The sequence below is a fragment of the Enterobacter cloacae complex sp. AR_0002 genome (assembly GCF_001922365.1).
Lineage (GTDB): Bacteria > Pseudomonadota > Gammaproteobacteria > Enterobacterales > Enterobacteriaceae > Enterobacter > Enterobacter hormaechei_C.
The window spans coordinates 3,058,561-3,071,318 of sequence record NZ_CP018814.1; the positions used below are offsets into that span (position 1 = coordinate 3,058,561).

The following is a 12,758-nucleotide window of genomic DNA, read 5'->3' on the forward strand; positions in this document are numbered from 1 at the left end:
TCTTAATTTTCAGTATATTAATCATTTATAGCGGTTATCTTATCAACGTCATGATGTTTTTTCTGTGATGTGGCGAGGGGAATTTTCCGTAAATAAGCCATTGCAAATCGATTTAAACAGTGCCAGCATTAATCACAACAAGTCACAGCGTGATTACTTTTGATTAAAACCAGGAGTCAAACGATGAGTAAAGTGAAAACCATCACCCGTGAATCATGGATTCTGAGTACCTTTCCGGAGTGGGGTAGCTGGCTGAACGAAGAGATCGAGCAGGAACAGGTTGCTCCTGGCACATTTGCGATGTGGTGGCTGGGCTGCACCGGGATCTGGCTGAAATCAGAAGGCGGCGCCAACATTTGTGTTGATTTCTGGTGCGGCACCGGCAAACAGAGCCACGGCAATCCACTGATGAAAAAAGGCCACCAGATGCAGCGTATGGCCGGCGTTGAAAAGCTCCAGCCGAACCTGCGCACCACGCCTTTTGTGCTTGATCCTTTTGCCATTCGCCAGATCGACGCCGTTCTCTCTACCCACGATCACAACGATCATATCGACGTGAACGTGGCGGCAGCGGTAATGCAAAACTGCGCGGACGACGTACCGTTTATCGGGCCGCAGACCTGCGTGGATTTGTGGATTGGCTGGGGCGTGCCAAAAGAGCGCTGCATCGTGATGAAGCCGGGCGACGTGGTGAAAATCAAAGACAATGAGATTCACGCGCTGGATGCCTTTGACCGCACCGCGCTGATCACCCTGCCTGCCGATCAGAAAGCCGCAGGCGTACTGCCAGACGGGATGGACGAGCGCGCAGTGAACTATCTGTTCAAAACGCCTGGCGGTTCCCTGTATCACAGCGGTGACTCCCACTACTCCAACTACTACGCGAAGCACGGTAACGAGCACCAGATTGACGTGGCGCTTGGCTCTTACGGTGAAAACCCGCGCGGGATCACCGACAAAATGACCAGCGCGGATATGCTGCGTATGGCCGAAGCGCTGAACACCAAAGTGGTGATCCCGTTCCACCATGATATCTGGTCAAACTTCCAGGCCGATCCGCAAGAGATCCGCGTCCTGTGGGAGATGAAAAAAGACCGCCTCAAGTATGGCTTCAAGCCGTTCATCTGGCAGGTTGGCGGCAAGTTCACCTGGCCGCTGGATAAAGACAATCTTGAGTATCACTACCCGCGTGGTTTCGATGATTGCTTTACGATTGAACCCGATCTGCCGTTCAAGTCCTTCCTCTGATACCGAGGCCCAATCGCCAGACCCTGCGTCTGGCGATGTCATTTTTATTTTAGTAATTTCACGCTATTTCAAATATCATCTTTTCAAATCAATTCTTATCGGAATAGCTCATGACGGAAGCGCAACGGCATCAAATTTTACTGGAACTCCTGGCGCAAACAGGGTTTATCACCGTCGAGAAAGTGATCGAACGTTTAGGGATCTCCCCCGCTACCGCGCGACGGGATATCAACAAGCTGGATGAGAGCGGCAAGCTGAAAAAAGTCCGCAATGGCGCAGAGGCCATCAGCCAGCAGCGTCCACGCTGGACGCCGATGAACATCCACCAGGCGCAGAATCACGATGAAAAGGTGCGGATTGCCAGAGCGGCGTCACAGCTGGTGAATCCCGGGGAGAGCGTGGTGATCAACTGCGGTTCGACGGCGTTTCTGCTGGGCCGTGAAATGTGCGGCAAGCCGGTGCAAATCATTACCAACTATCTGCCGCTGGCCAATTATCTCATTGACCAGGAACATGAAAGCGTGGTGATCATGGGCGGCCAGTATAACAAGAGCCAGTCCATAACCCTGAGCCCGCAGGACAGTGAAAACAGCCTCTACGCCGGGCACTGGATGTTTACCAGCGGCAAAGGTCTGACGGCGGATGGCCTGTATAAAACCGATATGCTCACCGCAATGGCAGAGCAGAACATGCTTAACGTGGTGGGCAAGCTGGTGGTGCTGGTCGACAGCAGCAAGGTCGGTGAACGCGCCGGCATGCTTTTCAGCCGCGCCGAGCAAATCAGCATGGTGATCACCGGCAAAAACGCCAACCCCGAGATCCTCAGCAAGCTGGAGGATCAGGGTGTCACGGTGCTGCGCGTTTAAAGGTGCTGGCGGAAAAACGCCACGGTGGCTTCCAGCGCCTCCGGGGTAATACGGTGCCGGACACCCGCTCCCCACAGGCAGGTCAGATTGCTGTCCAGCCCTTCGCGCTGTAGCGCCTGTTGCAGGCGGAAAGTTTCACCGGTCGGTACGACGTCGTCGGCATCCCCATGCCACAGCAGCAGCGGACGATCGGCCAGCTGCGAAAGCGCATGGCTGACGTCCCATTCAGACAACAGGGTCTCAATCTCCTGAGGGGCCTGCGGCGGGAATAGCGTCTTTGCCAGCGACGTAAAGTAGCCCGATCCCATCAGGCAAGCCACGGACGTCACCTCCGGATGCCTGGCCATGATCCCCAGCGCCGTCATTCCGCCCATTGATGCGCCTGCGACCGCCAGCCGTTTCCCCTCCACCAGCCCGGCCTGCAAGAGCGCGTCACGCAGCCCGGCGAACTCGGTCAGATTGCCGTGCAGCGTTTGCCAGAACAGCCCCAGCCGCGCCTGCTCATCGCCCGTAAAGCGTGCCCCATGATTCGGCGCATCAGGCATGACCACCCGGAAACCGGCCTGCGCCAGCGCGACGGCAAAATAGCTGTAGACCAGCTTCGAGGAGAGAAAGCCATGATAGAAAACTACCGTCGGCAGCGGCTGTTCACCTTTACCAGCCGGAAAAGCATGGATGATTTCATGCTCACTCAGCTGGCGAGTTTCAATTTCAATCATTGTCGATCCTGTGCTGATGAATGATTCATAATGTTGAGAGCTGGATTACGGTTTCACGATATTTTCATTCGAAATCTACGTCCCAGATAACACTTCGGGAACATTCCCCCAAAACTAAATTCGCAGACAACTACACTATGGCTATCAGGAAAAGAGACAGGTTTATGCGCAGGCTTACCGCTTTATTGCTGGTCTCGCTGCTCAGCGGATGTTCCGTATTGCAGGGTACGCCAGAACCGGCGCCGCCGGTTACCGATCATCCTCAGGAAATTCGTCGTAATCAGACGGAAGGATTACAACGCCTGGGTACCGTATCCGCGATGGTTCGTGGTTCCCCGGATGATGCAGAAGACGCAATTGAAGCGCAGGCCGTTGCCGCAAAAGCAGATTATTACGTCATCACGATGATTGATGAAACCATTATTACGGGACAGTGGTACGCCCAGGGCATTTTGTACCGTAAGTAAGCATCATCATTTGAACGACTTTTACACTGCTTTGCGTCCGTAGACATTTTCCTGTCCACAATAAACTCCATGCCAGCAACAATGGAAATGAGTTTATTCGCGAAGGATTGCCCGGCGGATACCGGAGACACGTGAAAAGGAGCTGACGATGAAACGAACCCTTGCTTTAACGACGCTATTGCTTTCAGCGGGCCTGCTGAGCACCACGGCGCAGTCGGCCGAATTTGCCAGCGCGGATTGCGTCACGGGCCTGAACGAGATTGGTCAGATCTCCGTCAATAATATCACGGGGAGTCCGCAAGACGTTGAACGTGTCGTCGCTCTGAAGGCCGATGAACAGGGCGCATCCTGGTATCGCATCGTCCAGATGCAGGAAGATCACCATGTTAATCACTGGCGCGTGCAGGCCATTCTTTATGCCTAATCCCTTGCGATAAAAGCCACTTAATTTTAGTGGCTTTTCACTTTTGCAAATTTTTTATCTCCCCAAAAACCTAACGAAAACAAAAATGTAACATTAAGTTACATTAAAAAGGTAAACGTTATCTCTGCTCTGCCGTTGAACAGCCATCACTTTTCAATAATGAGCAATTTATGATCACCTTTTTCCGCCGGGCAGGTCTGGGCACGAAGCTATCGCTGCTAACAGGTGCCAGTGTCGCCACGCTTTTTTTGCTGTTCACTTTTCTGTTGAGCCACAACGCCAGCCAGCAGCTTGAAGATCTTGCGGTTGAAGACCTGCATAACCAGTCTACCGGCATGGTGGATATGGTAGAGATGTTCAACACCAGCCTGAGCGAAGAGGTCGAGAGCTATACCCGCCTGTTCACCACCTTTTTGCCACAGCCATTGAACAGCGACAGCAGCCAGAGCCGGACCATTAACGGCCTTACCGTTCCTCTGCTGAAGGGCGGTGAAACGGAGTTGCATGAAAACAATACGCTTTCTGATGACTTCCTGAGCCGAACGGGGGCCATCTCGACGCTGTTTGTCCGCAGCGGTAACGATTTTATCCGCGTGGCCACGTCGCTGCGCAAAGAGAATGGCGACCGCGCCATCGGAACCGTTCTTGATACCACCAGCCCGGCATTTGCGGCTGTCACCAAAGGGGAGGTCTATCGCGGCCTCGCGCTGCTGTTCGGCAAGCGCTATATCACGCAGTACCAGCCTGTTAAAAATGCGGAAGGCCAGGTTATCGGGATTATCTTTGTTGGCGTCGACATCACCCATTCCTGGAACGTCATGCGCGAGAAAATCCTTAACCGTCGTCTGGGCAAGAGCGGTCACTTCTTTGTACTGGATCGCAGCAGCGGTAAAACGCGCGGACAGTATCTGTTCCATGCCAGCGAAGAGGGCAAACTGCCCAACTGGGACACGGCGACACAGCAGCAGCTTCTGAGTGATAAAGCCGGCACGCTGGAACGCGTGAGCGCGGATGGCCGTACGCTCAAAGTCGCCTACACGCCGCTGCCGGGCTGGAACTGGACCATCGTGGGTGAAGTGGATAAAGCCGTACTGCTTTCAAGCGTCACCACGCTGCGCGATCGCTTCCTGATGGCGGGCGTGGTGCTATCCGCGCTCTTCGCGGGCCTGTTCGTTATCCTCATTCGCCGGATGCTAACCCGCCCACTGCGCGCAGTGATCGCGCTTGCCCGGCAGTATGCCGCAGGCGATCTTCGCGCCAGCCTGCCGGTAACCCGCCAGGATGAAGTCGGCCAGCTGATTGATGCCATCAACGGGATCGGGGGCGGCCTGCAAAAAATTGTGTTGCAGGTCCGCGAGGCCGCAAGCGAAATCCATCTGGGGACTAACGCGCTGGCTTCAGATACCGGCGAGATCTCTGAACAAATCAACAAACAGGCCAGCAGCGTTGAGGAGACCTCCGCCAGCATGGAGCAATTAGCCGCCACCGTGCAGCAAAATGCCGCCAACATGGAGCAAACTCAGCAGCTGGTGGGGGAAACCTCGCGCGCGGTGCATCAGGGTGGAGAGACGGTGACCCACGCAGTTTCCACCATGGATGATATTCGTGATGCATCGAAACGCATTGAAGACATCACCCGCGTGATTGAGTCCATCGCTTTCCAGACCAATATCCTGGCGCTCAATGCGGCGGTTGAAGCGGCGCGGGCGGGCGAGCACGGGAAAGGTTTCGCAGTGGTGGCGCAAGAGGTGCGCGCCCTGGCCGCACGCAGCGCCAACGCGGTAAAAGAGATTGAGCAGCTGATTGGCGACACGCTGAACAAGGTGAGCGAAGGCCATGCGCTTTCTGAGCAGACGCGTCTGGCGATGGATGCCATCATTGTTCATATCGATAACATCAGCCAGCTTGTTACCGAGATCAACCACGCCTCCCGCGAGCAGTCTGCGGGGATTGGTCAGGTGAATCTGGCGATGACGCACATCGGTGAGGCATCGCACATCAATGCCGATCGTATCTCACGCAGCGAGCAGACGGCGCAGACGCTGCGCGAGAAGGGTTCACATCTCACCCGGCTGGTGAGCCTGTTCCAGCTTAAAGCTTAACCGACCCGGCCCGTGGCGCGCAGCAGCAGATCGTTTTGCACCTGTTCGCTCATCAGCGTGCCGCCCCGGGTATCCAGCATCATGCGGCACCACGCCTGCGCTACGGGCGGCGTTGCGTGCCGCAGTATCTGGCTTCCGGCCCCGAGTAAAAAGAGCTGCCGCGCGATCTCCCTGCCCTGCGCTTCCTGCGGTTTACGCAGCTTCTGCTGTAGCTGCCGCCAGCTGCGATCGAAGTGCCTGTCCTGGCCTTTTACCTGCGCGAAATCATCGGCGAGCAGGTCGAGAATGCCCGACTGCTTCGCCAGTACGCGCAGTACATCCAGGCACATAATATTGCCAGAGCCTTCCCAGATGCTGTTGACGGGCATTTCACGGTACAACCGCGGAAGCTCACTCTCTTCGCAATAGCCTGCGCCGCCCAGCACCTCCATTGCCTCTGCCACAAACGGTATGCCCGCTTTGCAGACGCTGTATTTTGCCGCCGGAGTGAATAGCCGCGCCCATGCGGCTTCCTGCGGGTCGGTGCGGTTATCCCACGCCCGGGCGAGTCGGAACAGCAGTGCCGTGTGTCCCTCCAGCACCAGCGCCATACGGCTTAGCACGTCGCGCATTAACGGCTGGTCGATAAGATTTTTGCCGAAGGTCTGCCGCTGATGGGCATGATAAAGCGCCACCGAGAGCGCACGGCGCATCAGTCCGTGGCTACCAAGCGCGCAGTCAAAGCGCGTCAGCCCGCCCATCTTCAGAATTTGCCGGACACCTTCACCCTCTTCGCCCAGCAGCCAGCCGTAAGCATCAAGGAACTCAGCCTCACTGCTGGCATTTGAACGGTTACCGAGCTTGTCCTTCAGACGCTCAAGGCGCACGGCATTGCGTTGCCCGTCGGGTAAGAAACGCGGGACAAAAAAGCAGGACAACCCGCCCTTCGCCTGTGCCAGCACCAGATGCGCATCGCTCTGCGGCACGGAGAAAAACCATTTGTGCCCCACCAGCCGGTAACTGCCATCACTGCATTTCTCTGCTTTGGTGGTATTACTGAGTACGTCCGAACCGCCCTGCTTTTCCGTCATCCCCATGCCGATCAGCAGGCCGCGCTTTTGCGCCCCCGGTGCGAGATGGGGATCGTAGCGATCGCTCATCAGCGGCGTTAACCAGTCGTGAAACGGTTTGGGTAGCGACTGTAGCAACAGCGGCGTGGCCGCAAAGGTCATGGTCACCGGGCATAGCGTTCCCGCCTCCACCTGAGCATGCAGCACAAAACGCGCGGCCCGGGCGACGAACGATCCTTTCCGCGCCTCCTCCTCCCACGCCAGGTTGTGCACCCGGTTGGCGCAAAGCCCCTGCATCAGAAGATGCCATGCTGGATGAAAGCGGACGTCGTCCAGCCGCTCTCCCGTGGCGTCATAACGCAGCAGCTCCGGCGGATTAACGTTCGCCAGCCTGCCCAGCTCCAGCGACTCCGCCGTACCCAACTGCTGTCCGATGCTGGCAAGAAGATCCACATCCCACTCAGCCCCTTCGCGCGCTACCGCATCGCGCAGGGCGCAATCAGAGAGAAAAAGGTTGCTGTTCGATAGCGGTGCAGGTTGATTAAAAACGGTATGAGTCTGCCAGTGCATGCTGTCTCCCTCCTTTCATTGGCAATAAAGGTAAGTATGGACAGAGGGCATGCACGCTGCATGGGAGGGGGGTCACACGATGACGATCGTGTTGATATCATTCGTGAAATAGCTCACAGAACATAAGAATAAACTATTTCATTACTTCACTAATGCTGAATAATTTATTCTTACCCTGTTTTTGTGAGGATCGTTATGCAACAGGATGCGCACAAACGTGCATTAATTGCAGGCTCCATCGGTAATTTCATCGAGTGGTATGAATTTGCGGTCTACGGTTTTCTGGCAACGGTGATTGCCAGAAACTTCTTCCAGCTTGAGGGGGAAGCGGAGCTCACCAGCCTGATCCTTACCTGGGCCTCGTTCGCCATCGCTTTCTTCTTCCGTCCGCTGGGTGCGGTGGTCTTTGGCCGCATTGGCGACAGGATTGGCCGCAAACCGACGCTGATTATCGTGCTGGTATTGATGACGCTCGCCACCGCTGCCATCGGTATTGTGCCGGTCTACGCCAGTATCGGGATTGCCGCGCCGCTGATCGTTACACTCCTGCGTATTCTGCAAGGACTGTTCGCGGGCGGTGAGTATGGCGGTGCGGTCTCATTGATGACGGAGTTCGCCCCGCGCGGCAAGCGCGGTCTTTACGGGGCATGGCAGTCCTTCACCGTGGCGCTCGGGCTGTTAGCGGGCGCAGGCATTGTCGCGTTGCTCTCTGCCCTGCTCTCCCCTGAAGCCTTGCACGACTGGGGCTGGCGCATTCCGTTCTTCCTGGCGTTGCCGATGGGTGCGGTCGCGCTATGGCTGCGGGTGAGCATGGAAGAGACGCCGAGCTTTGTGCAGCAACGGGAAAAACCGGTTGTTACTCAGGCCACCACCGCCGCCACGTTCAAAACCATCCTGATGGGCATTAGCCGCGTGATGGTCTGGTCTGCGGCGGGCTATACCTATCTGGTGATTATGCCGACCTATCTGCAATCTGCGCTGCACACCGGTTTTAACCAGGCGCTGCTGATTGCGGTGATTTCTAACATTGGGTTTGCGCTCACGATCATTCCGTCGGGCATGCTGAGCGACAGGATCGGGCGGCGGACGGTGATGATTATCGCCACCGTGCTCCTGCTGATCCTCGCCCTGCCGCTGCTGAAAATTTTGCAGGCGGAAACCAGTACGCTGGCGGTCAAAGCGATTGTGGTGCTGATTGCGGGAGGTCTGGTTGGGATGCTGGCAGGGCCGGGGCCGGCAATGCTGTCTGAGATGTTCCCGACGCGCGTGCGTTATACCGGGCTGGGGCTGGCCTATTCTCTGTCGAATGCGATCTTCTCGGGCTGCGCGGGGCTGATCATTACCGGGCTGATTAAAGAGACGGGCAATCTGGATATTCCGGCGTACTACGTGATGGCAACGGCGGTGGTGAGTATTTTCGCGCTGATGACGCTGAGGAAGGATGACCATTTACGGTCGTTGGAGGAGTGAGATTGTTGCCCGGTGGCGCTGCGCTTAGCGGGCCTACGTTACCATGCTTTTGTAGGCCGGGTGAGGCGAAGCCGCCACCCGGCACAACAGGCTACCCGCGCTGACGCACCGCTTCGAACAGGCAGATACCCGTCGCAACAGAAACGTTCAGGGACGACACGCTGCCTGCCATCGGGATGCTGATCAGCTCGTCGCAGTGCTCGCGCGTCAGACGACGCATGCCTTCACCTTCTGCCCCCATCACCAGCGCCATGCGGCCGGTCATTTTGCTCTGATACAGGGTGTGATCCGCTTCACCGGCTGTGCCGACGATCCAGATATTCTCTTCCTGCAACAGACGCATGGTGCGCGCCAGGTTAGTCACGCGGATCAGCGGAACGTTTTCCGCCGCGCCGCAGGCAACTTTTTTAGCGGTAGCGTTAAGCTGCGCGGAACGATCTCTTGGCACAATCACCGCATGCACGCCTGCTGCATCGGCGCTACGCAGGCACGCGCCCAGGTTATGCGGGTCGGTTACGCCATCAAGGATCAGGAAGAACGGGTTATCCAGCTCAGCGATCAGATCCGGCAGATCGTTCTCCTGATACTGACGGCCTGGCTTCACGCGCGCGATAATGCCCTGGTGTACAGCTCCTTCGCTTTTCTCATCCAGATACTGGCGGTTCGCCAGTTGGATCACTACGCCCTGCGCTTCCAGCGCGTGGATCAGCGGCATCAGACGTTTATCTTCTCGCCCTTTCAGAATAAAAACTTCCTGAAAACGCTCCGGCGCGCGCTCCAGCAGGGCCTGCACCGCGTGGATGCCGTAAATCATTTCACTCATTGATGGTTCTCGTAATAAATATTTTCCCTCTCCCGTTGGGGAGAGGGTCAGGGTGAGGGGAAATTACTCCGCCTGCTGTTTCTTCGCCGCGCGCTTCGCTTTGGTCGCGGCCGCTATTTTTTGGGTCTTGGTCGACGGTTTTTTCGCTTTACGAGCGTCTTTTTTTGCCGCCTTGGGCTTCTGTTTCTTCTCGCCACGGAAAGCGCTGTCTGGCTCAAAGTTTACTCTTTTACCTGCCTGACGTCGCTTGCCGCCCGCTTTACCGTTGCCACCTTTTTTCGCTTTCTCACGCTCGGTTTTCCCGACGTTACGCGGAGCACGCTCGCTGGAGATGAGGCTGAAGTCGATTTTACGGTCGTCCATATTCACGGCTTCAACCTTCACTTCCACCCGATCTCCCAGACGGTAGGTCTGGCCGCCGGATTCGCCGATCAGACGTTGTCCGACCTGGTCGAAGCGGTAGTAATCGTTATCGAGGCTGGAAACGTGCACCAGACCGTCGATAAACAGCTCATCCAGACGCACGAAGAAGCCAAAGCCGGTGACGCTGGCAATCACGCCTTTAAAGATATTACCCACCTGATCCAGCATAAAGTCACACTTCAGCCAGTCCGCCACGTCGCGCGTTGCTTCATCCGCACGACGCTCGGTCATGGAACAGTGCTGGCCCAGTTGCAGCATCTCTTCCATGGAGTAGTGATACCCTCCGGTTTCGGTCGTATTGCCTTTATGACCCTGCTCGTGCGCCAGCAGATACTTGATCGCACGGTGCAGGGACAGATCCGGATAACGGCGGATCGGCGAGGTAAAGTGCGCGTACGACTGTAAGGCCAGACCAAAGTGGCCCCGGTTTTCCGGATCGTAAATCGCCTGCTTCATGGAGCGCAGCAGCATGGTTTGCAGCATTTCCGCGTCAGGACGATCGCTGATGGATTCCAGCAGCTCGGCGTAATCGCGTGGCTCAGGCTTATTACCGCCAGGCAGCTCCAGGCCGAGTTCAGCCAGCACGGAGCGGAACGAGGTTACGGCTTCCGTGGTTGGCTTGTCGTGAATACGGAACAGCGCAGGCTCTTTGGCTTTCTCAACGAAACGTGCCGCCGAGATGTTTGCCAGGATCATACACTCTTCAATCAGCTTGTGCGCATCGTTACGCTGGGTCTGCTCGATACGCTCGATACGACGCTCAGCGTTAAAGATAAACTTCGCTTCTTCGCTCTCAAAGGAGATCCCGCCGCGCTCTTCGCGCGCCTGATCCAGCGTTTTGTAGAGGTTGTGCAGCTCTTCGATGTGTTTGACCAGCGGCGCGTACTGTTCGCGCAGATCCTGATCGCCCTGCAACATATGCCAGACCTTGGTATAGGTCAGGCGCGCATGGGAACTCATCACTGCTTCGTAGAACTTATAGCCCGTCAGACGTCCCTTGCTGGAGATGGTCATTTCGCAGACCATACACAGGCGGTCCACCTGCGGGTTGAGGGAACACAGACCGTTGGAGAGCACTTCTGGCAGCATCGGTACAACCTGAGACGGGAAGTAGACCGACGTACCGCGGCTGCGCGCTTCGTTATCCAGCGGCGTGTGTGGACGCACGTAGTAGCTCACATCCGCGATAGCCACCCACAGACGCCAGCCGCCACCACGTTTTTTCTCACAATATACGGCATCATCGAAGTCACGGGCGTCTTCACCATCAATGGTGACCAGCGGCAGATCGCGCAGATCCACGCGGCCTGCTTTGGACTCTTCCGGCACTTCTTCACGCAGGTTTTCGATCTGGTCTTCAACCGCTTTCGGCCAGACGTACGGAATTTCATGGGTGCGCAGCGCCATATCGACGGCCATGCCGGTGCCCATGTTATCGCCCAGCACTTCAACGATTTTACCCACCGCTTTGGTACGGCGGGTCGGGCGCTGGGTGAGTTCAACCACCACCACAAAGCCCATGCGTGCGCCCATCACCTCTTCAGGCGGGATGAGAATGTCGAAGCTCAGACGGCTGTCGTCCGGCACCACAAAACCTACGCCCGCATCGGTAAAGTAACGGCCAACGATCTGGCTGGTTTTCGGCACCAGCACGCGGACCACGCGCGCTTCGCGGCGGCCTTTACGGTCTGCACCCAGCGGCTGCGCCAGGATCTGGTCGCCGTGAATACACATCTTCATCTGTTCGGATGAGAGGTACAGATCGTCTTTACGGCCTTCCACGCGCAGGAAGCCGAAGCCATCGCGGTGACCAATAACGGTGCCTTTCAGCAGGTCGAGGCGTTCTGGCAGCGCGTAGCACTGGCGACGAGTAAAGACCAGCTGCCCGTCACGCTCCATGGCGCGCAGGCGGCGGCGAAGGGCTTCAATTTGCTCTTCACCTTCAATGTTTAATTCAACGGCAAGTTCTTCACGATTGGCGGGTTTTTCGCGTTTTGTTAAGTGTTCAATGATGAACTCGCGGCTGGGGATAGGATTCGCGTATTTTTCGGCTTCGCGTTCCTGGAAAGGATCTTGTGACATGTCGGTTCCTCCGTTGTCAGCTCCGGTGGAAATTTTCTTCATTCCACCAGCAATAATTTATAAAGCGGTTGATTCTCTTCAACCAAATCGGCCAGCGTGTAGTTATCCAGTTCCTTGAGAAAACTTTGCACGGCCTTTGAAAGCGCCTGCTTCAGGCGGCAAGCGGGCGTAATGTGGCAGAACGCGCTGCTACAGTTCACCAGAGAGAGCGGCTCCAGTTCACGTACCACATCGCCAATACGGATACTCTGTGCCGGTTTACCGAGACGGATCCCTCCATTCTTCCCGCGGACGGCAGCAACGTATCCGGCACGACTAAGTTGATTGATTATTTTGACCATATGATTACGGGACACACCGTACACCTCTGTGACTTCAGAGATGCTGGTCATCTTCCCATCGGGTAACGACGCCATGTAAATCAGCGCGCGTAAGCCGTAATCGGTGAAACTTGTTAACTGCACATCAACCTCAGGAAAAAGGGAAAACGCGGTTAAACCGCAGAGATATTCATT

Annotated in this window: 11 protein-coding genes; 6 read left to right on the top strand and 5 right to left on the bottom strand. The window is 56.3% G+C overall.

Going from position 1 to position 12,758, the window contains the following annotated elements; genetic code table 11:
- The first annotated feature begins 183 nt into the window (after window positions 1-183).
- Both ulaG and ulaR read left to right on the top strand, forming a co-directional pair.
- A complete protein-coding gene (ulaG, locus tag AM329_RS15070; protein WP_032608360.1) occupies window positions 184-1,248 on the top strand; it encodes an L-ascorbate 6-phosphate lactonase in 1,065 nt (354 codons plus the stop codon).
- A 110-nt stretch (window positions 1,249-1,358) separates the two neighbouring features.
- Window positions 1,359-2,114: an HTH-type transcriptional regulator UlaR gene (gene ulaR, locus AM329_RS15075; protein WP_003856014.1), complete on the top strand. Its 756-nt coding sequence runs from the start codon at window positions 1,359-1,361 to the stop codon at window positions 2,112-2,114.
- Here ulaR and yjfP read toward each other — a convergent pair.
- Window positions 2,111-2,833 (bottom strand): esterase, encoded by a 723-nt coding sequence (yjfP, locus tag AM329_RS15080; protein WP_003856013.1) that lies wholly within the window; start codon window positions 2,831-2,833, stop codon window positions 2,111-2,113. The two genes, ulaR and yjfP, sit on opposite strands and share 4 nt — an antisense overlap.
- 137 nt (window positions 2,834-2,970) lie before the next feature.
- On the opposite strand from yjfP, the gene bsmA reads away from it, so the two are divergent.
- From bsmA to AM329_RS15095, 3 genes are all read left to right on the top strand, one after another.
- Complete coding sequence (gene bsmA / locus AM329_RS15085; protein WP_003856011.1) at window positions 2,971-3,300, top strand: biofilm peroxide resistance protein BsmA; 330 nt, start codon at window positions 2,971-2,973, stop codon at window positions 3,298-3,300.
- A 148-nt stretch (window positions 3,301-3,448) separates the two neighbouring features.
- On the top strand, window positions 3,449-3,724 hold the full coding sequence (yjfN, locus tag AM329_RS15090; RefSeq protein WP_003856009.1) for a DUF1471 family protease activator YjfN: 276 nt from the start codon (window positions 3,449-3,451) through the stop codon (window positions 3,722-3,724).
- Window positions 3,725-3,894: 170 nt separating this feature from the next.
- Entirely contained in the window at window positions 3,895-5,826 is a 1,932-nt protein-coding gene (locus tag AM329_RS15095; RefSeq protein WP_003856007.1) for a methyl-accepting chemotaxis protein, read from the top strand.
- On the opposite strand, the gene AM329_RS15100 is transcribed toward AM329_RS15095, so the two are convergent.
- The gene (locus AM329_RS15100) at window positions 5,823-7,445 is read right to left on the bottom strand and encodes an isovaleryl-CoA dehydrogenase (protein WP_032608358.1); all 1,623 of its coding nucleotides are present in this window, start codon (window positions 7,443-7,445) and stop codon (window positions 5,823-5,825) included. The genes AM329_RS15095 and AM329_RS15100 overlap by 4 nt on opposite strands.
- A gap of 195 nt (window positions 7,446-7,640) precedes the next feature.
- Between AM329_RS15100 and AM329_RS15105 the strand changes: the two genes are divergently transcribed.
- Window positions 7,641-8,915, top strand: coding sequence for an MFS transporter (locus AM329_RS15105; protein ID WP_032608357.1), 1,275 nt, complete (start codon window positions 7,641-7,643; stop codon window positions 8,913-8,915).
- A gap of 91 nt (window positions 8,916-9,006) precedes the next feature.
- Here the strand turns inward: AM329_RS15105 and rlmB are convergent, their stop codons facing one another.
- The 3 genes from rlmB to nsrR form a co-directional block, all read right to left on the bottom strand.
- Window positions 9,007-9,738: a 23S rRNA (guanosine(2251)-2'-O)-methyltransferase RlmB gene (gene rlmB / locus AM329_RS15110; protein WP_003856001.1), complete on the bottom strand. Its 732-nt coding sequence runs from the start codon at window positions 9,736-9,738 to the stop codon at window positions 9,007-9,009.
- Window positions 9,739-9,801: 63 nt separating this feature from the next.
- Window positions 9,802-12,243, bottom strand: coding sequence for a ribonuclease R (gene rnr / locus AM329_RS15115; RefSeq protein WP_023315260.1), 2,442 nt, complete (start codon window positions 12,241-12,243; stop codon window positions 9,802-9,804).
- Window positions 12,244-12,281: 38 nt separating this feature from the next.
- Window positions 12,282-12,707, bottom strand: coding sequence for a nitric oxide-sensing transcriptional repressor NsrR (nsrR, locus tag AM329_RS15120; RefSeq protein WP_003855998.1), 426 nt, complete (start codon window positions 12,705-12,707; stop codon window positions 12,282-12,284).
- Window positions 12,708-12,758: the final 51 nt, after the last annotated feature.